This window comes from Lysobacter fragariae, assembly GCF_054779775.1.
Genome location: NZ_BAAGXP010000012.1, coordinates 281,283 through 305,469, shown reverse-complemented (window position 1 = coordinate 305,469; position 24,187 = coordinate 281,283). Strand labels below are relative to the sequence as shown.

Here is a 24,187-nt window from a genome sequence, read left to right as displayed (position 1 = left end):
AAGCCGAGCCGCGAAGCGGCTTTCGGTTTGGATGAATTGTTAGGAGTCGGACGACTACTGCGAGGAAGCTAGAGGCGCGTGAAACGTGTAGCCGGATTGGAGGCGCTTTTCCGCAATCGCCTGGTCCACGCCGAGTAATCTGTCCGGCGCGTACATGTTGTAACCCGGATGATCCTCAAAGAAATATGAGGCTCCTGCAGAAACGTGCAGGTCTGCAACCAGGTAGTTTGTGTTTTTCATGGTACCGAGACTGAGCTTGTGCTCGCCGGGAGTAACTGCAATCCGCGTGAACTCTCCGTTGCGCAGGTCAGCGACATGCTGCCCGTCGAGGAATACGCGATGTGTCCAGGCTGCGCCTTTTAGCGAGCTCCAGCGGTAAATCACCACAGAACCCTTGTCTGAAGCGACGCTCGTGGCAACTTGGAGGTAGGTGGGACCGCCTGAAGTTGCGCAACTGGCTCCTGCAAGAGCGAACAACAATATGGCTGTTTTCTGAATGAGCAGCTTCATTGCACATCACTCCTGACGTGTTGTTTGCAGCGGCAGGTGGGTCGATACCCGCCCTACAGCGTCTCCAGTCGCACGCCGTCGGCATCCACCCGCAGCACCGATCCCTGGTCGTACCAGTCACCAAGCACGATGCGCTGGTGCGCACGGCCTTCGACGGCAAGGTCGTGGATCGCGGGGCGATGGGTGTGGCCATGGATCATCCGCGCGATGCCGAAGCGCGACAGCGTGGCCTCCACGGTTTCCGGGGCGACGTCGGTGATCGTTTCCATCGTGCCCTTGTCCTGCAGTCCCGACTGGTGCGCCTTGCTCGCCGCGCGCGCCTGCTGCGCGAACGCCAGGCGCGCCGCCAGCGGCTGCGACAGGAACTGCTGCTGCCACGCCGGATTGCGCACCTGGGCGCGGAACTGCTGGTAGGCGACGTCGCCGGTGCACAGCAGGTCGCCGTGCATCAGCAGCGTCGGCTGGCCGTGCAGTACGACGACGGCGGGATCGGACAGGATCCGCATGCCGGCGCGGCTGGCGTAGGCATCGCCGAGGAGGAAGTCGCGGTTGCCGCGGATGAAATGCACCGGCACGCCACTGTCGCGCAATGCGCGCAGCTCGCTCGCGACGAAGGCGCCAGTGTCGGAGGGGTCGTCGTCGCCGACCCAGGCCTCGAACAGGTCGCCGAGGATGTAGAGCGCATCGGCGCGGCGGGCGTCTTCGCGCAGGAATCGGCCGAACAGCTCGGTGACCTGCGGGCGCTCGGCATCGAGGTGCAGATCGGAGATGAAAAGCGTGGTCATCGGCGGATTGTAATTGCTCGTTGTCGGTTCCCGGTTGGCGGTTGGTGCCGGGTAGGGTTCCTGGAGAGCGCTTCCAACCCGTCGCGACCAACCAATCAGCACCCACTGACGACCGAAACCGCCTTTCCCCGCGCAAACGGCTAAAATTCCGTCCCTTGCCCGTTTCCTTGTCCCCGCGATGACCCGCACTCGTTTCGCCCCCAGTCCCACCGGCTACCTGCACATCGGTGGCGCCCGCACGGCGCTGTATTGCTGGCTGGAGGCGCGCCGCCACGGCGGGCAGTTCATCCTGCGCATCGAGGACACCGACCAGGAGCGCAGCACGCAGGCGGCGATCGACGCGATCCTCGATGCCATGCAGTGGCTCGGCCTGGATTACGACGAAGGTCCGATCTACCAGACCCATCGCCTCGCGCGCTATCGCGAAGTCGCCGAGCTGCTTGTCGCCTCGGATCATGCGTACTACGCGTATGAAACCAAGGAAGAACTCGAAGCCATGCGCGAAGCCGCCATGGCCAAGAACGAGAAGCCGCGCTACAACGGCGCGTACCGCGAGCAGAACGCCGGCCATCGCGATGATCCCAACCGCGTCATCCGCTTCAAGAACCCGCTCGACGGCGTCGTGGCGTGGGAGGACAAGGTCAAGGGTCGCATCGAGATCAGCAACACCGAGCTCGATGACCTGGTGATCTTCCGTTCCGACGGGTATCCGACCTACAACTTCGCGGTCGTCGTCGACGACATCGACATGGTCATCAGCGACGTCGTGCGTGGCGACGACCACGTCAACAACACGCCGCGACAGATAAACATCTACGAAGCGCTCGGCAAGCCGGTGCCGCATTTCGCGCATCTGCCGATGATCCTCGACGAGCACGGTGCCAAGCTGTCCAAGCGCACCGGCGCGGCCGACGTGATGCAGTACCGCGATGCCGGCTACCTGCCGCATGCGCTGCTGAACTATCTGGTCCGCCTGGGTTGGTCGCACGGCGACCAGGAAATCTTCTCGATCGCCGAGATGACGTCGCTGTTCGACCTGAAGGACGTGAACGCGAAGGCGTCGCGCCTGGATCCGGCCAAGCTCGGCTGGCTGAACCAGCAGTACCTCAAGAGCGACGATCCGGGCGAAGTCGCAAAGCACCTCGAGTGGCACCTGCGCAACAGCGGTTACGACCTCGACAAGGGGCCGAAGGCCGCCGACATCGTCATCGCCCTGCGCGACCGCGTGCAGACGCTCAAGGACATGGCCGAACGCGCCGCGGTCTGGTTCAACCCGCTGACGCAATACGACGAAGCGGCCGTCACCAAGCACCTCACCGCCGCTGCACAGGCGCCGCTGGCCGATGCGCGCGAGCGCCTGGCGAAGCTGGCGTCGTGGACCGCCGAATCGGTTTCAGCAGCGCTCCACGAGACCGCCGAAGCGCTCGGCCTGGGCATGGGCAAGGTTGCACAGCCCATGCGCGTGGCGATCACCGGCACCCAGGTCAGTCCGGACATCTCCCACACCGTCTACCTGGCGGGGCAGGGCCAGGCGGTGGCGCGGATCGACGCAGCCCTTGCAAAGCTGCCGGCCGGGGCATAAATCAGGGTCATGGCCCACTCCCACGCCTGCACCGACCCGAAACACCATGTCCACGATGGCGACGGCTTCGTGCGCGAGGTCGAACGCGCGTGCGAGCAGCGCGGCCTGCGCCTCACGCCCATCCGCGCGAACGCGCTGCGATTGATTGCCGCGGCCGGCCGGCCGATCAAGGCCTACGACCTGCTCGACCAGATGAAGGCCACGCATGACGCCGCCGCACCGCCGACGGTGTATCGCGCGCTGGATTTCCTGCTCGAGCACGGCTTCATCCACAAGCTCGCGTCGATCAATGCGTTCGTCGGCTGCCACCATCCCGGCAGCGAATCGCACGCCGTTCCTTTCCTGATCTGCGACAGCTGCCAATCGGCGACGGAACTGGAGGATGCGGCGATCGTCGCATCGCTCGATGCCGCCGCGCGTGCTGCGGGCTTCACGCCGCAGGCGCAGACGCTCGAGGTGCACGGTTTGTGTGCGAACTGCGCGAAGCAGGCTGCTTCCGCCTGAGTCAGGTGGAGTGGCTTGTTCCTGGTGGCGTGCTTTTAGCTAACGTGCTCTGAGCTGCGTGCTGTGAACGAGCTGTCCTGACTGTGACTCAGGCCGTCGCCACCTGCATCACCGGCTTCGACTCGCGAATGGGCAGGTTCGCAGCTGCCGCCAGCAAGGCGAGCACCATGTCCGCGTACCACATCCACGTGTAGCCACCGAAGCGCTCGACGACGAGACCGCCGACCCACGCACCCAGGAATCCGCCGATCTGGTGCGATAGCAGCGTGAGTCCAAACAGCGTGCCCAGATAGCGCGGACCGAACAGCTTGCCGACCAGTCCCGCCGTGGGCGGCACCGTCGCCAGCCAGGTCAGGCCCAACCCTGCGGCGAACAGGAAGAACGTCATCGGTGTCGGCGGCGACACCATGTAGACCGCGATCAGCGCGGCGCGGCTCGCGTACATCAGCGCCAGCAAGTACTTCATGCGGAAGCGCTGGCCGAGCCAACCGATGCCCAGGCTGCCACCGATGTTGAACAGGCCAATCAACGCGAGGCTGATCGCCGAGACGCGCGGCGACAGGCCGCACATCGCGATTTCCGTCGGCAGGTGCGTCACCAGGAAGGCGATGTGCACGCCGCAGGTGAAGAAGCCGATATGCAGGCACCAGTAGCTGCGGTCGCGCAGCGCGATGCCCAGCTGCTCACGCAGAGACATGCCGGCGGGAGCGATGGTCGCTGTCGTCACGTGCGCGACCGGTTCGCGCCGTCGCAGCGGCCATGCCAGCGGCAGCGTGGAAAGCGCCGTCACCGCGAGCGTCCACATCGCCGCGGCCCAACCGAACGCACTGATCAATGCCTGCACGAACGGCGCGAACAGGAACTGGCCAAGCGAGCCGCCCGCGTTGATCACGCCACCGACCATCGAGCGCTTTTCCGCCGGAACATGCTGCGCCGTCGCGCCGATCAGCACTGAGAAGCTGCCCGCGCCCGCGCCGGCTGCGGTTAACACGCCGAGCGTCATCATCAGGCCCCACTTCGAATCGAAGAACGGCACCAGCGCCGTGCCCGCGACCAGCAGCAGTCCACCCACCACCAGCACGCGCCCCGGCCCCTTCTGGTCCGCGATCGCACCGAACACGGGCTGCACCGCGCCCCACACGAATTGTCCGATCGCCAGCGCGAAGCTGATCTGCGCGATGCCCAGGCCGGTCGACTGGCCGATGGGACTCACGAACAACCCGACCGACTGGCGGATGCCCATCGTCACCATCAGCGTTGCGGTTGCGGCCAGCACCAGCGGCCAATAGCGGGAGGAATGCGCGGTCGGATTCATGCGTGGCCTTCGATTTGCTGCAGGGCGTTGTCGAGGTGGTCGTGCAGGGCGCCGACACCCGTCGGCCCGAGCATGGCGTCAACGGCGTCCTGCGCCTTGCGCCACAGCGGCAGTGCAGTATCGAGTGCGTCTTTCCCTGCACTGGTGACGCTGATGCAACGCTGGCGTGCATCGGTGGCGCCCTGGACGAGTGCAATCCAGCCGTTGCCGACCAGTGGCTTGAGGTCGCGGGTGAGGGTGGTGCGGTCCATGCCCAGCTCGCGCGCGAGGCTGGTGATCGGACGCGGCTCGCGGGAGGCGCGGCGCAGGATCGAGTACTGGTTGATGTTGAGTCCGGCCGCGGCGAGTTCGCGGTCGTAGCGCTGGCTGACCAGGCGCGACAGCTTGCGCAGCCGGAAGCAGGTGCACAGGCCGGGAGTGGGCTGGGAAGGTGTGGGCGGGGAAGGCAGGGGTCGAGACATAACGTGTATATACACTCTTTTATCTGGAGAGGCACCTCCCGGGAACGGTCATCGCCACCTGAATGGATCGAACGACAGTGACTAACGTCCTATTGACCCCCAATTCGACACGAATGTTATGTTATTACATCCCGACAACGACCTATTCGGCTCATGCGGAAATCCCTGCTCACCCTGTGCGTGCTAAGCGCGCTCGCGACGTCGCCGGCCTTCGCGGCCGATCCCGACACCGACCGCCGCATCGAAGCCCTGGAAGCCCAGGTCAAGGCACTGCAGGCCCAGCTTGAGGCACTGAAGTCGCAGCCGATCGCGGCCACGCCCGCAGTCCCGGCCACTCCGGCGACGGCATCCAGTAGCGAACAGGCGGAGATCGACGCCCTCGCGGCAGGTCCGGAGGAGGCGCCCGCCGACAGCACCGCCGACAGCACCGCGTCGGTCGCGGCGTCCGCTGGCACGACCAGCGCAAGCGGCGCCAATGGCAACGCCTTCAATCCGGCGATCAGCATCATCCTCAACGGCAGCTACTCGCATCATTCGCTGGACCCCGATGCCTACAGCCGCGCCGGTTTCCCGCTGGTAGGCGAAGGCGGTCCCAGCGCCAACGGTTTCTCGCTGGGCGAAAGCGAGGTGTCGTTGGCCGCCAACATCGACGACAAGTTCTACGGCCAGCTGACCGTGGCGATGGAAAGCGAGGACGGCGAAGACCACCTCGGCGTCGAAGAGGCGTTCATCGACACCACCGCGTTACCCGCGGGTTTCAACATGCGCCTGGGCCGCTTCTTCTCCAACATCGGCTACCTCAACAGCCACCACGCGCACACCGACAACTTCTTCGACCGCCCGCTCGCCTACCAGGCGTTTCTCGGCGGCCAATACGGCGACGACGGCGTGCAGCTGCGCTGGGTTGCGCCGACCAGTACCTTCATCGAACTCGGCGGCGAAGTCCTGCGCGGCCAGAACTACCCCAGCGGCGGTGCGCAGCAGGGTGGCCTGGGCACGCGCACGCTGTTCGCTCACGTCGGCGGCGATGTCGGCACCGAAAGTTCGTGGCTCGCCGGCGTGTCGATGCTCAACACGAAGGTCGAAGGCGGCGAGGACGGTTTCAGCGGCGATGCCAAGGTCTATGTCGCCGATGCGACGTGGAAGTGGGCGCCGCAGGGCAACTTCAAGGATGGCGGCGTGACGCTGCGCAGCGAGTATTTCCAGGATGATCGCAGCGGCAGCTTCACCGATCCGGAAGACGACACCCTGGTTTCGCCGTGGGATGGCAAGCGTCGCGGCGGCTATGTCGAAGCGGTCTATCGCCTCAACCGCATCTGGGACGTGGGCTACCGCTACGACAAGCTGTGGGCGGATTCCCAAGGCCCCTACGCCAGCAATTTCGATCCCTACCGCCACACCGCCGAGCTGACCTGGCGCAACAGCGAGTTCAGCCTGTTCCGTCTCCAGCTCAGTCACGACAAGCCCAACGCGGACGACAGCGACAACGCAGTCACCCTGCAATACCAGACCAGTCTGGGCGCGCATGGTGCGCACAAGTTCTGATCGCAACGTCATTCCCGCTTCGCGGAATGACGGCAAGGCAACGTACTTAACCGCTACGCACTCCATAGCAACACTTCATCGCCGAGGTAACGCGTCAATGAAATTCCATGCACTTTCCGCATTGCTGCTGGCTGCGCTGGTGTCGACGCCTGCGCAGGCGAAACTCAAGGTGTTCGCATGCGAACCGGAATGGGGTTCGCTGGTGCAGGAGTTGGCGGGCGACAAGGTCGATGTCGATGTCGGCACGTCCGCACTGCAGGACGTGCACCAGATCGAAGCCAAGCCCAGCCTGATCGCCAAGGTGCGCAGCGCCGACCTGATGGTGTGCACCGGCGCGGAACTCGAAGTGGGCTGGCTGCCGCAGCTGATCCGCCAGTCGGGCAACTCCAAGGTGGGTTCCGGCCCCGGTTCGTTCATGGCCGCGGCGCAGGTGAAGACGCTCGAGAAGCCGACCGCGCTCGATCGCGCCTATGGCGACGTGCACCCGGACGGCAACCCGCACGTGCAGATGGACCCGCGCCGCGTGCTCGTGATCGCCAAGACGCTTGACGCACGCCTGGCGCAGCTCGACCCGGCCAATGCCGCGACCTACCAGCAGCGACTGGACGACTTCACCAAGCGCTGGCTCGCCGCGATGGTGCGCTGGAAGGCGCAGGCCGCACCGCTGAAGGGCCGCAATGTCGTCGTCCACCACATCAGCTGGGTCTACCTGTGGGATTGGCTGGGCATGAACCAGATCGGCGCGCTTGAGCCCAAGCCCGGCGTGCCGCCGACCAGCGCGCACCTGGCCAGCCTGATCGCGACCACCAAGTCCGGCAACACGCTGGCGATCGTGCGTGCGGCCTACCAGGACGGCAAGCCGTCGGACTGGCTGTCCGAACGCACCGGCGTGCCGGCGGTATCGCTGCCGTTCTCGGTGGGTGGCGATGCGCAGTCGAAGGATCTGTTCGGATTGTTCGATTCCACGATTTCCAAGTTGCTGGATGCATCCCGCACAGGAGCGGCCAAGTGACACTCAACTGGGAAGGCCTCGATATCAGCATCCTCGGTCCGGCGTGCGTCGCGGGACTGGTGGTGTTGTCCACGCATGTGCCGCTGGGCAAGCAGGTGTTGTCGCGCGGCATCATCTTCATTGACCTCGCGATCGCGCAGATCGCCGGGCTCGGCGTGATCCTCGCGCAGTATTTCGGCATCGACGAACACGGCCTGGGCGTGCAGTTCGCCGCGGCCGCCGCAGCGTTGGCCGGCGCCGGTCTGTTGTCGTGGACCGACCGGCGCTGGCCGGAATACCAGGAGCCGCTGATCGGCACGCTGTTCGCGCTGGCCGCAACCGGCGGACTGCTGTTGCTGGCGGACAACCCGCAGGGCGGCGAACACCTGAAGGACCTCCTCGTCGGCCAGATCCTGTGGGTCAGCTATTCGCAGCTGATCCCCGCCGCCGTGCTGTCGGTCGCGCTGCTGGCTTTCATGTGGCTGCGCGGCGGCAGGCTGGCGGGGCTGCTGTTCTATGCGTTGTTCGCGTTGGCGATCACGGCTTCGGTGCAGCTGGTGGGCGTGTACCTGGTTTTCGCCAGTCTCATCGTGCCGGCCCTGGCGACCGCGGGCATGCGGGGGCGCTCCCGTCTGGTAGCGGCCTATGCCATCGGTGCGGCGGGTTACATCACCGGGCTGGGCTTGTCGGCGGTCCTCGACCTGCCCAGCGGCGCACTGATCGTCTGGACGCTCGCGGGCTGCGCCTTGCTCGCCCAGGCCATCCCGGCGGTACGTCGCTCCCATCCGGCGCACGAAGCCGCCGAACCGGTGTTCGACGCGGGTTCGTAACGGAATCGACTGTTATAATGTAACGAATGAACGACGTCTTCCGCCCCGTCCGGTCCGGTCACGTTGCCCGCTCGCGGTCCCTGCTGGACCGCCTGGGGGCGACCGGGTCGCTGCTGTGCGCGATCCATTGCGCGCTGCTGCCGCTGCTGATCGCGGCGCTGCCGTCGCTGGGCGTGGCGACCTGGCTGGGCGACGACTTTGAGCGCGGTTTCGTGCTGTTCGCGACGATGCTGGGGCTGTTTAGCGTGGTCTGGGGCTATCGCCGCCATGGCGCGGTGCGTGCGCTGGGCCTGCTGCTGCCGGGTCTTGCGGTGCTGTGGATGGGAGTGCTGTACGGGCCGCTCCACCATGCCCTGGTCCCGCACGCGTTGGCGATGACCCTCGGTGGCACCCTGGTGGGGCTGGCGCACATGGCCAACCTGCGGCTCAACCACAGCCACGTGCATGACGCGAGCTGCGTGCATTGACCATGCTGCGCACTGGATCAATCCCAAAGTTTGCTTCGCAAACTTTGGGCTGCAAGCTACCGATCCCCGCCCCTTCGGGGCGCCCCCTTACCAAGGGGGCTTCCCTCCAGCAGGTGGGCGAGGGGCTGTGGTCTTCGGAGCCCGGTCGGGCGGCGCGTGGTAGACTTCGCGGTCTCGCGCGACCCGGTTCGACGCGATTTCTAGCAACCGCCGCACCGCCGTGCGGACTTTGACAGCTTCAGGAGCACGAACATGGGTAAGGGCGATCGCAAGACAGCCAAGGGCAAGCGCTACAACTCCAGCTACGGCAACGCCCGCAGCAGCAAGGCCGTGACCAAGGCTGCCGGCACCGCCGCTGCGCCGGTCGCCAAGAAGACCGCGACCAAGACCGTCGCCAAGGCTCCGGCCAAGAAGGCCGTGGCCAAGAAGACCGCCGCCTGAGCGGGTCCTTCGCGCCGTAAGTAAAAAAGCCCCGCATTGCGGGGCTTTTTTTTGCCACATGCCGGTATCGCGGACGGGCCAGCGCAACGCGCCATCAGTGCGTGGCGATCCGCTCCACTTCGGTCCAAACACGCAGCAGATTGCCGCCGAGGATCTTGCGGATATCGGCATCCTTGTAACCACGCGCCTGCAGGCCGGCCACGAATGCCGGGTAGTCGGCGACGGACTTGAGTTCCGCGGCCAATGCGCCGTTCACACCGTCGAAGTCAGAACCGATGCCGACGTGATCGACGCCCACCATCCGCACGATGTAGTCGATGTTGTCGAGCACCTGGGTGATCGAGGTCGGCTTGAGCTGCGGAAACCCGGGCTCCGGTCCGCTCATCCTCTTGCCGGCTGCCTTGTCGCGACGGTACGCCTCGCGGTCGCGCAGGAACTGCGAATACACCTGCGCGGATTCGTCGTCGATGAAGATGCTGCCGAACGGCACCTGCACCACGCCGCCCTTCGCGGCGATCGCCTTGAGGTTTTCGTCGCTGAGATTGCGCTGGAATCCCGGCGTGAAATGCCGCATCGCCGAATGGCTGGCGATCACCGGCGCACGGCTGAGCTCCACCGCCTGGGCGATCGCGGCTTCGGACAGGTGCGAGACATCCACCATGATCCCGACGCGGTTCATCTCTTTCACGACCTCCACGCCGAATGGGCTCAATCCGTTCCAGTGCGGCGCGGTGTCCGTCGCCGAGTCGCTGATGCGGTTGTTGCGGCCGTGGGCGAGGGTGATGTATCGCACGCCGCGCGCATGGAATTTCGCCACGTTGGCGATGTCGTCCACGATTGGCGCGCCGTTCTCCATGCCCATCGCCAGCAGCACCTTGCCGCCGCGCTTCAGGCGCGCGACGTCGCGCGGTGAGCGTAGCAGCGCGAATTTATCCGGATGCCGTTGCACGAGCGCTTCCACCTGGTCGATCAGCATGTGCGCGCGCTGCCACGCCTTGCCGGCATCGTCGTCGTCGGCGGAGGTGTAGATCGACATGAACGGAATATCGAGGCCGCCTTCACGCGCGCGCGGGTAATCGAATTCCTTGCCGGGAGTGGCCAGCCCCAGGTCGTCCCAGTGGTCGAACAGGCCTTCGGGCGCATCGATGTGGGTGTCGACGATGATCGCGTCCTGCGCGAGGCGTCGGGCGGCGTCAGGCGCCTGTGCAGCGGTCGCTGCGCCAGTCAGCAGAAGGAGTACGAAGAGCGCGGGTGCGGACGGCTTCATGTGTTCTCCAGGAATGGATCGGCGATTGTTGCTTGTCGTTCCGAGCGCAGTGAGGACTCTGCGGTGTGGCGCTGGTCACCTGCTTCGACGGCCGCGGTGCGGCATCGACACAACAGGTGCCCGCTTGTGTCGCCGGCCGGCTCCTCGCTGCGCCCGGCGCGACAGTTCATCTCGCGACACCGCCAGCGTACACCGCGTGCGCCAGTCGTCCGCCCAGCCAATAGCAGAGTTCGGCGGGGTGTCCTACATTCCAGTGCACGAAGTCCGCGCGCATGCCAACGCGCAGCACGCCCCGATCGGCCAGGCCGAGGGCGCGCGCGGCGTGCACCGTCGCGCCGCGCAGGGCTTCCTCCGGCGTGAGGCGGAAATGCGTACATGCAAGCTGCATCGCCTGCCGCAGCGACAGCAATGGCGCCGTGCCGGGGTTGCAGTCGGTGGCCACCGCCATCGGCACGCCGTGCTCGCGGAACGCGTCCAGCGGCGGCAGCTTGGTCTCGCGCAGCACGTGGAACGCGCCAGACAGCAGCACCGCGACAGTGCCGTGATCCGCCATCGCGCGCACGCTGTCGAGCGAGGTGTACTCGACGTGGTCCGCGGACAAGCCATCGAACTGCGCAACGAGCGCCGCGCCGCCGAGGTCGCTGAGCTGGTCCGCATGCAGCTTCACCGGAACGTTGAGCGCACGCGCGGCCTCGAACACGCGGCGCGTCTGCGCGGGAGTGAACCCGATGCCTTCGCAGAAAGCATCGACGGCATCGACCAGACCTTCGCCATGCAGTCGCGGCAGCCATTCGACCACCGCGTCGATGTAGTCGTCCGCGCGGTCCTTGAACTCGGCCGGCAGCGCGTGCGCGGCGAGGTAAGTGGTGCGCATCGTGACGCCCAGCTGCTCGCCGATACGACGCGCGACGCGCAGCATCTTGCGTTCGTTGTCGAAATCCAGCCCGTAGCCGGACTTGATTTCCAGCGTGGTCGCGCCGTCGGCGATCAGCGCCTGTGCGCGTGGCAGCGATTGCGCTAGCAATTCTTCCTCGTCAGCCGCGCGAGTGGCACGCACGGTGGAGAGGATGCCGCCGCCAGCGCGTGCGATTTCTTGATAGGTCGCGCCTTGGAGGCGCAGTTCGAATTCGCGTGCGCGATCGCCGGCGAAAACCAGGTGGGTGTGGCAGTCGATCAGGCCAGGCGTGACCCAGCCGCTACCTTCGATGACCTGGCGTGCCAGCGAACGCGGGTCGCCGGGCAATCCGTCGCGAGGGCCGACATGGGTCAGGACGCCGTCGCGCCATCCCAGGGCGGCGTTGGTGATCTCGCCGTAGCCGGTGGCGGCATCCAGCGTCGCGAGGTGGGCGCCGAGGAGCAGGCCGTCGAAAGGGAGTGCGGTGGTCATGGTGGAGATTCTAAGGGGTGCGTTGGCGCGCGCCGACCCGGTGCGTATCCCGGGCGGTGGAGAGGAGCCGCCACCGGCCGCATGCGTGGCGCCACGCATTCGTGTCGAGTCGATCATGCCGAGTCGAGGAGCCGCCGAATGAGCGAGAATGCCGCGATGAACACCCTCGACGCCGCCATGCTGTGGACCCCGGCCGGATGGAAGGCCGGCGCCGGATTCGATATCGACGCCCAAGGCCGCGTGGCCGCGATCCGCGCCGCGCAGCCCGGCGATCGCTGGATAGTCCCCGGCATCGCCAACCTGCATTCGCACGCATTCCAACGTGCCATGGCCGGCATGGCCGAGCGCCAGACCAATCCCAGCGACTCGTTCTGGACCTGGCGCGAGACGATGTACCGTTTCGCCGCGCGATTCGATCCCGATTCGCTGCAGGCGGTCGCCGCGCAGCTGTACGCGGAGATGCTGGAAGCCGGTTACACCACCGTGTGCGAATTCCACTACCTGCACCACGCACCGGACGGTCGTCCGTATGCCGATCCGGCAGCGATGTCGAAGGCGCTGATCGCCGCGGCGCAGGAAACCGGAATCCGGCTGACGTTGCTGCCGGTGCTGTACATGACCGGTGGTTTCGACGGCCGCGCGCTGGGCGAGCGACAGCGGCGTTTCGGTCACGACGTCGATGCCTATCTCCGTTTGCTCGACGCGCTGCGTGCGCAGGAAGACGCCACGATGCGCGTCGGCTGCGCGTTGCACAGTCTGCGCGCGGTGCCGGCCGATGCCATGCGCGCGGTGCTGGACGCGCTTCCCCGCGACAGCCGCGTGCATATCCACATCGCCGAGCAGGTCGGTGAAGTGCAGGATTGCCTCGCTCTGCGCGATGCACGGCCGGTGGAGTGGCTGTTGGCCAATGCCGACGTCGATGCGCGCTGGACCCTGGTGCACGCCACGCACCTGGACGATGCCGAAGTGCAGGGCATCGCGCGCAGCGGTGCGACGGTGGCGATCTGCACCACGACCGAGGGCAACCTGGGCGACGGGCTGTTCCCGTTACGCGCATATCTCGATGCGGGCGGCGCGTGGGGTGTGGGCTCGGATTCGCACATCTCCGTTTCGCCCATCGAGGAGCTGCGCTGGCTCGAATACGGCCAGCGCCTGATCACGCGCCACCGCAACATCGCGGTTGGTGCCGATTCCACCAGTGTCGGCGAGACGTTGCTGCGCGGCGCGATGGCCAGCGCGCCGCGGTCCAGTGGCCATGCCATCGGCAACCTGGCGGAAGGCGAGTGCGCCGATTGCGTCACGCTCGACATGCAGGCGCCGCAGTTTGCCGGTGCGCACGTGGACGATGCGGTGGATCGCTGGATTTTCAGCGGTAACCGCAACCTGGTGGATGCGGTGCATGTCGGTGGCCAGCAAGTGGTTGCCAACGGCCTGCACCGGGATCGCGACGCGATTGCCGCGCGCTATCGCAAGGTGATGCACGAGCTGCTGTCGGCCTAACCAGAGCGGTTCTGCGGGCTTGGGGAGGCTGACGAACTCTTTGCTCGTCAAATTCCCGCGAAGGCGGGAGCCAACGCGTTCGAAGTCGCTGGATGACCGGCTTCGCCGTTGTGAAGCGCATCCCGCCTTCGCGGGATGACGGTAATTTTTTATTGTTCAGGCCCTCCTTGGCTTCACAGTTTCCTGCGCTACGAAAACAGATCGTCGCCGCGCGGCAACGCACCTTCCAGCTGAAGCAGGAACTGCTTGGTGGGCAAACCGCCACCGAAGCCGGTCAGGCTGCCATCGGCGCCGATCACGCGGTGGCAGGGAAGCACGATCGGCAGCGGATTGCGCCCGTTCGCGGCGCCGACGGCTCGCGTTGCCGTCGGTCGACCCACGCGTGTGGCGAGTTCGGAATAGCTGATGGTGCCGCCGAACGGGATGTTGGCCAGTTCCCACCACACCTGCCGCTGGAAGTCGGTGCCGCGTGGCGCAAGCGGCAGGTCGAAGTCGCGACGCTCGCCGGCGAAGTATTCGCCCAACTGCTCCTGCACCTGTCGCAGCACGGCGACATCGCCTTCGTGCCAATCCGGGCCGCCCGACATGGGGTGGCGCGGCGCGTGGAATTCGATCAGTTGCAGTCCGTCGTTGTTGCCCGCGATCAGCAGCGGCCCTACGGGGCTGTCGATATGGCGAAAGATCACGCGCGCACTCATTCGACCACCCCCGCCTTCTTCGTGGCGCCCATCGAATCCTTCCAGAGCTGGATCACCGAATACGCCCGCCATGGGCGCCACGCTTCCGAGCGCGCGTTGAGGGTCTTCGCGGTCATGCGTGAACCATCGTTCGGCACAGCACGTTGCAGGACCAGGTCGTCGGCGGGGAACGCATCGGGATGCCCGAGCGCACGCAGGGCGATGTAGTGCGCGGTCCAGGGGCCGATGCCCGGCAGCTCGATCCAGCGCGACGTGAAGTCATCCAGCGTGCGTTCGGGCTTGAAGTCGATGCGGCCATCCAACAGTGCCTGCGACACCGTGCGTACTGTCTGCGCGCGGGCGCGGGTGAGTCCGACGCTGACCAGGTCGGCATCGGCCAATGCATGCGGCGTCGGGAAAAGATGGTCGAGTCCGGTGGCGAGGGCGGCAGGCAGCGGTTGTCCGAAGCGTTGCGACAGCCGCGCCGCGATCGTGCGCGCGCCGGCGACGCTGATCTGCTGGCCGATGATCGCGCGCACCGCGATCTCGAAGCCGTCCCAGCCGCTGGGAATCCGCAGGCCGGGGCGCCGCTCCAGCAATGGACGCAGGCGAGTATCCACCGAGAGCGCATCGGCAATCGCACGCGGATCGGCATCGAGATCGAACATCCGCCGCAGCCGATTGACGATTTCCAGCATCCGCGATGCTGGCGCGCCGTGCAGTTCAAGCTTCAGGGCGTGCTCGGCTTCGCCCTTGGGCTTTGCGGGCCATTGCGAAACGCGCAGCCAGCCTGCGTTGTCGGTTCCATTATTCGCGTCCGGGGCAAACACGCGCGAGTAACTGTCCGCATCGACGACTTCCACGCCGGGCAAGGCGCGACCACGCAGGAAATCCAGCATCGCCACGAAGTCGTACGGCGGCCGGTAACCCAGGCGCAAGGTGAGCGTTTCGCCCGGGGCTTCCACCCGCTGCTTGCGCAGGTCGCGCGGTGCCATGCGGTAGGCCTCAAGGAACGCGGCATTGAAACGACGCAGGCTGCCGAAACCGGACGCCATCGCGACCTGGGTGACCGGCAACGCGGTTTCGGTCAGCAGCTGCTTGGCGAAGAGCAGGCGCCGCGTCCCCTGCACGCCGATCGGCGGCACGCCCAGGCGTTCAACGAAGAGGCGACGCAGTTGCCGTTCGCCGATGTCCACGCGTTGTGCCAGCGTGGCGAGAGGCTGCTCGTCCAATGCGCCTTCGTCGATCAGCTTCAGCGCGCGCGCGACGACGGCGTCACCGCGTCGCCATGCGCCGTCGGCGGGGGAGAGCTCCGGTCGGCAACGCAGGCAGGGCCGGTAGCCGGCGGCTTCGCAGGCGGCGGCGCTGGCGTAATAGGTGACGTGCTTGGCCGTCGGCGCGGGGCAGACGGGCCGGCAATAGATCTTCGTGCTGCGTACCGCGCGCCGCGCCTGCAGGCAGGTGTTCTCGTCGGGAATGCTGGTGGTCGTGGCGACGGTGGCGGGGAGCGACGTCATGGCCACAGGCTAGCACCGGCTGGGCGGCCCGGACTGGCCGGTTTCGGACATCGTCATGGGGGCAACGTGCCAGCTCGACGCGGTGCGCGGATCGGCTAGTGCGCCAGCGCCGCTTCCAGCGTCGATGCATCGCCGTCGCTGGGTTGCGGCGCGATTCCCAACAGCCTTGCCAGCAGTGGATACACGTCGACGTTGTCGAACGCAGGCAGCACCGCGCCCGCGCGGAATGCAGGTCCGTTGGCGATGAAGATCGCGCGCATTTCCATCGATTCCGGCGCGAAACCATGCGCCCCATATTCCATGCCGTACCGGGGGCGCGACAGCCATTCTCGCGGCACCGCCTCCCAACCCACATCCATCTGGCACACGATCGGCGGGATGCGCGGATGGGTCCCGTAATGCCAGCGCGGCGGCATTTCGCCCTTGCGCCAGCATTCATAGTGTTCATGGCGGCCGAGCAGATTTGCTTCGGCTTCACTCGTGCGGCCCGGAACGGGCTGGAAGCCGATGACTTCGCCCGTCGTCACGACGGTCGCGTATGTCGGCGGGACAAAGCCTTCCACTGCAAGCGTGTTCCCTGTGGGAACCGTCGCCATGCCATGGTCGGAGACGATCACGACATTGACGTGATCGCGAAGCCGCGCTGAAGCCAGCCCGTCCAGCAATCGACCGACGGCGGCATCGACATCGGCGATGGCGGTGCGCGTGACGGCAGCATCGGGACCGGCGTCATGACCCACATGATCCAGCACGGACAGGTACAGCGTCGCCAGCCGTGGCCGTCGCGCCGCCGGTGTGTCGAGCCATGCCAGTACGCGCGCGACACGTTGCCCTGATGTCATCGCATCGTCGTAGGGCAGCCATTGGCGTGGGTGGATGCCGCCGATCGCGGCTTCGCTGCCGGGCCAGAACAGCGTCGCGGTGCGCAGGCCGGCGCGTTCCGCGCCGACCCATATCGGTTCACCGCCCCACCAGCGCGGCTCCTGCACGGCGCGTGTCGAATTCGACTTGAATTCACCCAGCGCCGGATCGGTCATCGTGTTGTGCACGATGCCGTGGTGGTCCGGCCGCAGCCCGGTCACCAGCGTGTAGTGGTTGGGGAAAGTCAGCGTCGGGTACGACGGATTCATCCATTGCGCGCGCACGCCCGTGCTGGCCAGATGCGACAGGTTCGGGGTGAGACCGCGTTCCAGGTAATCGGCGCGGAAGCCGTCGAGCGAGACCAGCAGCAGGGAATCCGGGACATCCGTATGCGCGGGAGGTGTCGACGCACAGGCGGACACGAACAGCGCCAGCAGCCAGGCGAACACGATGCGACCGGGCGGGCTGGCGAAGGGCAGGCCGGCGAATGGCCCACAGCGGACGGACCCGGAAGGGAAGGGCGCTGGCATCCCCCGATGATAGGACCGGTTTGGCGGCATGCCGGTGACAGGACTTCTGGCGCTTGGGTTCACGGGCGGCGGCAGGGATCATGCGACGCCTCGAGGAGACATCCATGCGCATTGCTGCCGTTGCTCTTTCCGCCGCCGTGCTGGCGTCGACGTCCCTGCTCGCGTCCTTGCCAGTATTCGCCGCGACTCCTGCATCAGTGCCCACGGGCACCGATGAATGCGCCGTGTGGAACCGCGAACTGGCATTTGCCCGGTCCGTCGCCGACCACGACGCCACCGCCTTCGCCGGACACATCAGCGAACAAGCAGTGTTCGGCCCCGGTCGCGCGCAGTCGCTGCGCGGACCGGTCGCAGTGGTGAAGGCGTGGGCGGGCATCATCGACGGCAGCGCCGTGCGCCTGCAGTGGTATCCGGAACGCGTGACCCTCGCGTCGCCCGACCTGGCGTGGTCCACCGGTCCCGCGTTGTATGAGGACCCGGATCCGAAGGCGACGGTGCGCTACCGGCTGGGTCACTTCCATTCGGTCTGGCGTCGCGAAGCCGATGGCGCATGGCGCGTCGTGTTCGACGATGGCATCCAGCCGCAGCCGGCGACCGACGCGCAGGTGGAAGCATTCCATGCCGGACGCAGCGGTTGCGGAAACTGAACGAATCAGGCATCCGCGACAGTCGTTGGCGAGCGGCAGGCGCGAGACTGACAAGCGGCTGAATTGGCCCGCCGGGGCACATGCCGCGGTGGCACCGGCGGCGTATGGTTGCCTTGCGGAACAGCCGTGCCGAACAGGGAGCACACCATGAATCGCAGGCCCCTTTGCCTACTCGGCCTTCTTCTCGCTTTCGCCGCAACGGCGCAGGCGCAGCAAGTCACGACGCACGAGCCCAACGCCGCCGACGAACAGACCACGCCGACTACCGACGAGCAGAACCAGCCCAGCCAGGACCAGGCGAAGTCGAAGCGCAGCGACGTCCGCGACCATCACTGCCTGCAGTACACCGGCACGCTGATCCGACCGCGAGGCGACCGCAAGAACCGCGATTGCATCTGGACGTCCGGCCGCGTCTACACGCAGGAAGACATCCAGCGCACCGGCGCGTTCAGCGTGAGCGAAGCGCTGCGAATGCTGGATCCGTCGATCTACTGAGCGGACAGGTTGTGGATATCGAACGCCCGGCGATGCTGGGCGTTCTGCTTTGGTGGAATGTCGATGCTTCGATTGGCATCGCGCTTGGCTCAAGCCTTCAACCCATCCAGCAGCCGTTGCAGTGACGCATCGTAGAACCGGCGGAAAGGCGCTTCCTCCAGGCTGAAACGACCAGCGCGATACAGCGCTACCAGTCCGTGCGTGTGCGCCCACAGCGTCATCGCCACGTCCCATGCGTCGTCCTTTCGCAGCAGGCCGGCCTGCATGGCTTCTGCGACGGCTTCGGCCGCCACGCTGAGCGTCGGCGACAAGCCCGCGCGGAAGTCGTCCGGGTAGCGTCGCGCGTCGGACCGACGGGCGGAAAACGCGTGGTCGAAGAGGTGCGGATGCGACAGCGCGTAGTCCAGGTAGATCCGCTGCAATGCGATGACGCGCGAGAGCGCATCGCCGCCACGGTTGCGCGCCAACCAGTGACGCGAGATCTCATCGAAGCTGTCGTCGCTGATGCGCTTGAGCAACGCCTCGCGATTTGGGAAGTGGCGGTAGATCGCCATCGCCGAGAGGTCGCACGCCTGCGCGACGCGACGCATGCTCACGGCCTGCGCGCCATCGCGTTCGAACAACGCGCGCGCCGCACGCACGATGCGGTCTGCGGTGCTGGCTTGGGCGGGCGGTCGGCGGGACGTCATGTGTACAGCGTACACAAACCGGCTGGGGATGGCAGGAAATCGCAGGTTTACCCGTGAATTCGCGCTCCGGATGCGGCGCGGCAATAGCTGTCGCACAAATGCCGGCGCGATAATTTCCCTACTCCGCCACACGCAGGAAGCCTCAATGTCCACCCGTCGCGATCCGTCCCGCCAGATCCGCGCCCCGCGCGGCAACACGCTCAACTGCAAGTCGTGGCTCACCGAAGCCCCGTACCGCATGCTGCAGAACAACCTGGATGCCGAAGTCGCCGAGAATCCGGCCGAACTCGTCGTTTACGGCGGCATCGGCCGTGCCGCGCGCGACTGGGAAAGCTACGACGCCATCCTCGAGTCGCTGCGCAACCTCGAAGACAATGAGACGTTGCTGATCCAGTCCGGCAAGCCGGTCGGCATCTTCCCCACGCATCCCGATGCACCGCGCGTGCTGCTCGCCAACTCCAACCTGGTGCCGGCGTGGGCGAACTGGGAGCACTTCAACGAGCTCGATAAGAAGGGCCTGATGATGTACGGCCAGATGACGGCCGGTTCGTGGATCTACATCGGTTCGCAGGGCATCGTGCAGGGCACCTACGAAACCTTCGTCGAAATGGGGCGTCAGCACTACGGCGGCAGCCTCAAGGGCAAGTGGATCCTCACCGCAGGACTGGGTGGCATGGGCGGCGCACAGCCGTTGGCCGCGTCGCTCGCCGGTGCGAGTTCGCTCACCATCGAATGTCGCCAGGCCAGCATCGATTTCCGCCTGCGCACGCGCTACGTCGACGAACAGGCCACCGACCTCGACGACGCGCTCGCCCGCATCGCGAAGTACACCGCGGCCGGCGAAGCCAAGTCGATCGCGCTGCTCGGCAACGCCGCCGAAATCCTGCCGGAAATGGTGAGGCGCGGCGTGCGTCCGGACTGCGTCACCGACCAGACCTCCGCGCACGACCCGGTGCATGGCTACCTGCCGATCGGCTGGACCGTCGAGCAGTGGCTGGAAGAACAGAAGGCCAACCCGACCAAGGTCCGCGACGCGTCGAAGAAGTCGATGCGCGTGCACGTCGAAGCCATGCTCGCTTTCCATGCGCAGGGCATTCCGACCGTCGACTACGGCAACAACATCCGCCAGATGGCGAAGGACGAAGGCTGCGCGAATGCCTTCGATTTCCCGGGTTTCGTGCCCGCCTACGTGCGTCCGCTGTTCTGCCGCGGTGTCGGCCCGTTCCGCTGGGTCGCACTCAGCGGCGATCCGGAAGACATCTACAAGACCGACGCGAAGGTGAAGGAGATTATTTCCGACGATCCGCACCTGCATCGCTGGCTCGACATGGCGAAGGAGCGCATCAGCTTCCAAGGGTTGCCGGCGCGCATCTGCTGGGTTGGCCTTGGCCTGCGCCACAAGCTTGGCCTCGCGTTCAACGAGATGGTGCGCAACGGTGAACTCAAGGCGCCGATCGTGATCGGTCGCGACCATCTCGACAGCGGTTCGGTGGCATCACCCAATCGCGAAACCGAGGCAATGCGCGATGGCTCCGATGCGGTATCCGATTGGCCGCTGCTCAACGCAATGCTCAACGTCGCCGGTGGCGCGACGTGGGTGTCGTTGCACCACGGCGGCGGCGTGGGCATGGGCTACTCGCAGCACTCCGGCGTGGTCATCGTGTGCGACGGCACCGCCGAAGCCGACAAGCGCATCGCCCGCGTGCTGTGGAACGATCCGGGTACCGGCGTGATGCGCCACGCGGATGCGGGCTACGACATCGCCAAGCAGTGCGCGAAGGAACAGGGGCTGAAGTTGCCGATGCTGTAAGGCACTTCGTCGTGCGGTCGGCGGAAGTCGGCCGCACGGTGCAGCTCCGGAGATCCGGGGATTCGGGCAGGCGTCCGCCACCAGCCTGGTGCGGCCGCGAATACAGCGGCGTCAGGGAGCGGTATCGATCACTCCCGGATGTCATGTTTGGGCCAAAGGGTGAAAGGCGGTGCTCGCCGCTGGTGTCGCTGGTTGCGGCGCGGTTTCCCGTTCTCGGCGCCGCATTCGCCGGGAACGCTGCTCGAAGCTGACGCTCCGCACAACGCAATCGGCATGGCCCCGCTCGATCTGGCGCCGCGTGCTTCGGGTGTTGCACCCTACGCACGGCCCGAGACCATCGAGAACGTTCATGCGTTTCCCACGTGCCGTGCTTTTCCTGTTGCTGCTCGCAGCCTGTGCGCCCAAGCGGACGCCCGGGGATGTCCGGGCGGAGTTGCTGCGCAAGATGCCGATCAGCCTCCCGGACCGCGCTGGCTGGGCGCGCGACATCCAGGCGGCGCTGGCGGCGCAGGAAATCGTCCCGAGCAGCGAAAACCTGTGCGCCGTGCTGGCGGTGATCGAGCAGGAGTCCACCTATCGCGTCGATCCCCCGGTGCCGGGCCTGGCGCAGATCGCACGCCGTGAACTGGATCGCCGCGCGGAGCGCCTGCACGTGCCCGCTTTCATGGTCGACGCGGCATTGCAGCTGCATTCGCCCGACGGACGCACGTATGCCGAGCGGATCGCCGCGCTGCGCACCGAGCAGCAGCTTTCCGCATTGTTCGAGGAGATGACCAATCGCGTGCCGCTGGGGCGGCGACTGCTGGGCGGCTTCAATCCGGTCCACACCGGTGGACCGATGCAGGTGGATATCGGCTTCGCGCAGGCGCATGCGCGCGGCTATCCGTATCCCATCGAGGGATCGATCCGGCACGAGGTTTTCAGCCGTCGCGGCGGACTGTACTTCGGCATCAGGCACCTCCTGGGCTACCCGGCGCGCTACACGCAGCCAATGCATCGGTTCGCCGATTTCAACGCGGGCTGGTACGCAAGCCGCAATGCCGCGTTCCAGCGGGCAGTCGCCCTGGCGTCGGGACATGCGCTGGTCTACGACGGCGACCTGCTGCAACCGGGTGCGTCGATGGACGCCCCGGGCGCAACCGAAATCGCGATCCGTTCGCTACGGCCGCGGCTGTCGATGGACGATGCCGCGATTCGACGCGACCTGCGCAGGAGCCACGGATTGTCGTTCGAAGACACGGCGCTGAGTCGTCAGGTCTATGTGCTGGCCGAGGCGAAAGCGGGCGGGGCACTGGCGCGGGCGCGGGTGCCGCAGATCGACCTCAACAGCCCCAAGATCACGCGCAAGCTGACGACGGCGTGGTTCGCGGACCGCGTCAACCAGCGATGGAAGCGGTGCATGGCGCGTTGAAGCCTGCACGGTGGCGTCAGGCGACTTGTTCAGGTGACCCAAGCGGCATCCGGGTCCGGCATCCGGCAGCGGATGGAGGCAGCAACTCGGCCGGCAGGATTCCCCCACGCAGCGCGCGCTTGCGGTCCGGGCTGAGTTGCTTGATCGCGTACTCGGCGCTACTGGCCGAGGAGCGGTCCGGCAACTCGAAACGTGCAAGCAGGCGCGCAGGCGGATGCGATCGCGTGTAGCGCGCGCCCTTGCCTGAAACATGCAGCGCGTAACGCCGGTCGACATCGGTCGCGATGCCGGTGTAGATGCTGCCGTCGCGGCATTCGATCAGGTAGACAAACCACGCGCTCATACAGGTCAGTCTGGCGACCCCACTCAGGCGCGATTCCGACGCGCATCGCTGTCGATGCGGCGGTAGGCCCTGCCGCCGCAATGATCGGGTCGGTCGGCCAAGGCTATTGCTGATGGATATTGGCATTCGCGACGGATAGCGCCGCGAATGCCAGGTGCTCCTTGGAACAACGGGGTGACCATGGCGTGGTCACCCCGCATTGCGGCCTGGTCTTATCGACCCGGCACGCGACAGCACTGTGCGGTGCCCTCGACCGTGATGGTGCCTGCGGTCTTATTGGTACCCGAGCAGAAAGCTGCCGTATCGCCGGAACCATTCCTGTAGAGGCCATTGATCGCCCAATCGGCCTCCTGGAAGCCGGGCGTCCTGCACCCCGCGCCAGCGATGGTGTAGCCGGCGGCGCAGGCGGGAATCTCGATGTCGAAGATATCGTTGCCGGCGATGTTCTGGCTGACGAAAGTCGAGGTGCAATCCAGCGCGGTGGCGGTCGGCGGAGCGAAGTAACCGACGATGTCGGCTACGAAGTGCGCCTGCGAGTTCGAGTAGATCGTGAAGTCGCTCGTCGTCAGCGGCGTGGGAATCTTGGTGATGACGGTATTGCTGATCAGCTGGCCGGCCTGCCAGGTGATGGTTGCCGCCAGCGGCTTGGTGGTGCCGAAGGGGTAAAGCGTCGCGAAGCCCTTGGTGGTGGGATTGGTCGCCGCCAGGCTGATCACCACGGCGCTGGCGTTGAGCCCCAGGGTCCCGCAGTCGGTGGCGCTACCGCCCTGGCTCGTGAAGTTCGCCTGGTTGACCGATACGAAGTCTCGAGAGCCGCCGGCCGCGATGGTGCCGCCGGCCAGTCGCGTATCGAGGATGCGGCAGGGCTGCATGGGCGTGAACACCAGGTCGCTGGTCGTGCTGCCCAGGGACTCGGTGACGGCGAGGGTGCCTGCCTTCGCCATGCGGGTGATGACGGCTTCATCGGCGAGCTTGCGACCCGTGCCCGACAGCTCGGCCATGGCGCCTTCGTACGTGTTGCGCTTGAGGGCGTTCTGGAAGTTCATCCCGTCAACCGTCGCGAACGTCGGGATCATGCGCTTCGACCACGTACCGACCGGAACGCCGTAGACGCGCTGGACGTACACGCCCCACTTCAGTACGAACTGCCGGGCCATTCCGCCCCGTTCGCGCGGCGACAACGCCGTGGCCGGAGCCGAAACCATCGCCTTGGTGGCGGTGTTGCCGGTGGTGCGGTGGGTGGTGCCGGAGACGGTTTGAGCGTCCGCGGCGGATGCGCCAACAGCGAGCAGCCCAATACAGAAAATACGCGCAACGTGAGACATGTACTCCCCCAATGGAATGAACCGAGGGCCGAGTATAGGGGGCAGCGGGGGAATTGTGAGTGCGGCGTGAAGCGCGCTGCGCTGCAGCAATTTTCCTGGCAAGTACCGGGGAGCTGGTCGGATTCGAGGCGGTGGCGTATGGGTTGGACTGGATTTTCCCTGGGCGACCCGCGTCGGTGGGGGGCCGCCTGCAGTCTTCGATCAGGTCGAAAACCCCGCGCGTGTAGCCACGTCGCGAGACGTGTCAGGGACGTGCCGCGGATCAGTATCGCCTTGCTCAATGCGAGCGATGCTGGG

General features: G+C 66.2%; 24 protein-coding genes. 12 read left to right on the top strand and 12 right to left on the bottom strand.

What is annotated here, in order from left to right; genetic code table 11:
• Positions 1–54 precede the first annotated feature (54 nt).
• Both ACYVD7_RS13455 and lpxH read right to left on the bottom strand, forming a co-directional pair.
• Positions 55–510 carry a DUF2846 domain-containing protein gene (locus ACYVD7_RS13455; RefSeq protein WP_460764181.1) on the bottom strand — a complete coding sequence of 152 codons (456 nt, stop codon included), beginning with the start codon at positions 508–510 and terminating at the stop codon, positions 55–57.
• 53 nt (positions 511–563) lie between these two features.
• Positions 564–1,295: a UDP-2,3-diacylglucosamine diphosphatase gene (lpxH, locus tag ACYVD7_RS13450; protein WP_460764179.1), complete on the bottom strand. Its 732-nt coding sequence runs from the start codon at positions 1,293–1,295 to the stop codon at positions 564–566.
• 178 nt (positions 1,296–1,473) lie between these two features.
• On the opposite strand from lpxH, the gene gltX reads away from it, so the two are divergent.
• Both gltX and ACYVD7_RS13440 read left to right on the top strand, forming a co-directional pair.
• On the top strand, positions 1,474–2,877 hold the full coding sequence (gltX, locus tag ACYVD7_RS13445; protein WP_460764176.1) for a glutamate--tRNA ligase: 1,404 nt from the start codon (positions 1,474–1,476) through the stop codon (positions 2,875–2,877).
• 9 nt (positions 2,878–2,886) lie between these two features.
• A complete protein-coding gene (locus ACYVD7_RS13440) occupies positions 2,887–3,381 on the top strand; it encodes a transcriptional repressor (protein ID WP_460764174.1) in 495 nt (164 codons plus the stop codon).
• 88 nt (positions 3,382–3,469) lie between these two features.
• Here the strand turns inward: ACYVD7_RS13440 and ACYVD7_RS13435 are convergent, their stop codons facing one another.
• Positions 3,470–4,696 (bottom strand): MFS transporter, encoded by a 1,227-nt coding sequence (locus ACYVD7_RS13435; RefSeq protein ID WP_460764172.1) that lies wholly within the window; start codon positions 4,694–4,696, stop codon positions 3,470–3,472.
• Complete coding sequence (locus ACYVD7_RS13430) at positions 4,693–5,157, bottom strand: MarR family winged helix-turn-helix transcriptional regulator (protein ID WP_460764169.1); 465 nt, start codon at positions 5,155–5,157, stop codon at positions 4,693–4,695. Before ACYVD7_RS13430 ends, ACYVD7_RS13435 begins: the two co-directional genes overlap by 4 nt.
• A gap of 153 nt (positions 5,158–5,310) precedes the next feature.
• On the opposite strand from ACYVD7_RS13430, the gene ACYVD7_RS13425 reads away from it, so the two are divergent.
• The 5 genes from ACYVD7_RS13425 (at position 5,311) to ACYVD7_RS13405 (ending at position 9,431) form a co-directional block, all read left to right on the top strand.
• Positions 5,311–6,702 carry a P1/P2 acidic ribosomal protein gene (locus ACYVD7_RS13425; RefSeq protein WP_460764166.1) on the top strand — a complete coding sequence of 464 codons (1,392 nt, stop codon included), beginning with the start codon at positions 5,311–5,313 and terminating at the stop codon, positions 6,700–6,702.
• A 97-nt stretch (positions 6,703–6,799) separates the two neighbouring features.
• A complete protein-coding gene (locus tag ACYVD7_RS13420) occupies positions 6,800–7,714 on the top strand; it encodes a metal ABC transporter substrate-binding protein (protein ID WP_460764163.1) in 915 nt (304 codons plus the stop codon).
• Positions 7,711–8,523: a metal ABC transporter permease gene (locus ACYVD7_RS13415; RefSeq protein ID WP_460764159.1), complete on the top strand. Its 813-nt coding sequence runs from the start codon at positions 7,711–7,713 to the stop codon at positions 8,521–8,523. The genes ACYVD7_RS13420 and ACYVD7_RS13415 overlap by 4 nt, the downstream gene beginning before the upstream one ends.
• A gap of 26 nt (positions 8,524–8,549) precedes the next feature.
• Positions 8,550–8,990: a MerC domain-containing protein gene (locus ACYVD7_RS13410; protein ID WP_460764156.1), complete on the top strand. Its 441-nt coding sequence runs from the start codon at positions 8,550–8,552 to the stop codon at positions 8,988–8,990.
• A 252-nt stretch (positions 8,991–9,242) separates the two neighbouring features.
• A complete protein-coding gene (locus ACYVD7_RS13405; protein WP_460764154.1) occupies positions 9,243–9,431 on the top strand; it encodes a 30S ribosomal protein THX in 189 nt (62 codons plus the stop codon).
• A gap of 94 nt (positions 9,432–9,525) precedes the next feature.
• Here the strand turns inward: ACYVD7_RS13405 and ACYVD7_RS13400 are convergent, their stop codons facing one another.
• The gene (locus tag ACYVD7_RS13400; protein ID WP_460764151.1) at positions 9,526–10,698 is read right to left on the bottom strand and encodes a dipeptidase; all 1,173 of its coding nucleotides are present in this window, start codon (positions 10,696–10,698) and stop codon (positions 9,526–9,528) included.
• Between the two features lie 166 nt (positions 10,699–10,864).
• On the bottom strand, positions 10,865–12,085 hold the full coding sequence (gene hutI / locus ACYVD7_RS13395; protein ID WP_460764149.1) for an imidazolonepropionase: 1,221 nt from the start codon (positions 12,083–12,085) through the stop codon (positions 10,865–10,867).
• Between the two features lie 138 nt (positions 12,086–12,223).
• Here hutI and ACYVD7_RS13390 point away from each other — a divergent pair, with 138 nt between their 5' ends.
• Positions 12,224–13,585 (top strand): formimidoylglutamate deiminase, encoded by a 1,362-nt coding sequence (locus tag ACYVD7_RS13390; RefSeq protein ID WP_460764146.1) that lies wholly within the window; start codon positions 12,224–12,226, stop codon positions 13,583–13,585.
• 188 nt (positions 13,586–13,773) lie between these two features.
• Here ACYVD7_RS13390 and ACYVD7_RS13385 read toward each other — a convergent pair whose 3' ends face one another.
• From ACYVD7_RS13385 to ACYVD7_RS13375, 3 genes are all read right to left on the bottom strand, one after another.
• Positions 13,774–14,283 carry a methylated-DNA--[protein]-cysteine S-methyltransferase gene (locus tag ACYVD7_RS13385; protein ID WP_460764144.1) on the bottom strand — a complete coding sequence of 170 codons (510 nt, stop codon included), beginning with the start codon at positions 14,281–14,283 and terminating at the stop codon, positions 13,774–13,776.
• Positions 14,280–15,779, bottom strand: a complete 1,500-nt coding sequence (locus ACYVD7_RS13380) for a DNA-3-methyladenine glycosylase 2 family protein (protein WP_460764141.1) — start codon at positions 15,777–15,779, stop codon at positions 14,280–14,282. The genes ACYVD7_RS13385 and ACYVD7_RS13380 overlap by 4 nt, the downstream gene beginning before the upstream one ends.
• Before the next feature lie 95 nt (positions 15,780–15,874).
• A complete protein-coding gene (locus tag ACYVD7_RS13375) occupies positions 15,875–17,170 on the bottom strand; it encodes an alkaline phosphatase family protein (RefSeq protein ID WP_460764138.1) in 1,296 nt (431 codons plus the stop codon).
• Between the two features lie 104 nt (positions 17,171–17,274).
• Here ACYVD7_RS13375 and ACYVD7_RS13370 point away from each other — a divergent pair, with 104 nt between their 5' ends.
• Both ACYVD7_RS13370 and ACYVD7_RS13365 read left to right on the top strand, forming a co-directional pair.
• The gene (locus ACYVD7_RS13370; protein ID WP_460764135.1) at positions 17,275–17,817 is read left to right on the top strand and encodes a YybH family protein; all 543 of its coding nucleotides are present in this window, start codon (positions 17,275–17,277) and stop codon (positions 17,815–17,817) included.
• 147 nt (positions 17,818–17,964) lie between these two features.
• Positions 17,965–18,312: a hypothetical protein gene (locus tag ACYVD7_RS13365; RefSeq protein ID WP_460764132.1), complete on the top strand. Its 348-nt coding sequence runs from the start codon at positions 17,965–17,967 to the stop codon at positions 18,310–18,312.
• An 89-nt stretch (positions 18,313–18,401) separates the two neighbouring features.
• On the opposite strand, the gene ACYVD7_RS13360 is transcribed toward ACYVD7_RS13365, so the two are convergent.
• Positions 18,402–19,001: a TetR/AcrR family transcriptional regulator gene (locus ACYVD7_RS13360; protein WP_460764129.1), complete on the bottom strand. Its 600-nt coding sequence runs from the start codon at positions 18,999–19,001 to the stop codon at positions 18,402–18,404.
• Positions 19,002–19,146: 145 nt separating this feature from the next.
• Here ACYVD7_RS13360 and hutU point away from each other — a divergent pair, with 145 nt between their 5' ends.
• Entirely contained in the window at positions 19,147–20,811 is a 1,665-nt protein-coding gene (hutU, locus tag ACYVD7_RS13355; protein ID WP_460764126.1) for a urocanate hydratase, read from the top strand.
• Positions 20,812–21,160: 349 nt separating this feature from the next.
• Positions 21,161–22,222, top strand: a complete 1,062-nt coding sequence (locus tag ACYVD7_RS13350; protein ID WP_460764124.1) for a DUF1615 domain-containing protein — start codon at positions 21,161–21,163, stop codon at positions 22,220–22,222.
• A 16-nt stretch (positions 22,223–22,238) separates the two neighbouring features.
• Here the strand turns inward: ACYVD7_RS13350 and ACYVD7_RS13345 are convergent, their stop codons facing one another.
• Positions 22,239–22,565, bottom strand: coding sequence for a GIY-YIG nuclease family protein (locus ACYVD7_RS13345; RefSeq protein ID WP_460764121.1), 327 nt, complete (start codon positions 22,563–22,565; stop codon positions 22,239–22,241).
• Between the two features lie 212 nt (positions 22,566–22,777).
• Positions 22,778–23,890 carry a hypothetical protein gene (locus ACYVD7_RS13340; RefSeq protein ID WP_460764119.1) on the bottom strand — a complete coding sequence of 371 codons (1,113 nt, stop codon included), beginning with the start codon at positions 23,888–23,890 and terminating at the stop codon, positions 22,778–22,780.
• Positions 23,891–24,187 lie beyond the last annotated feature (297 nt).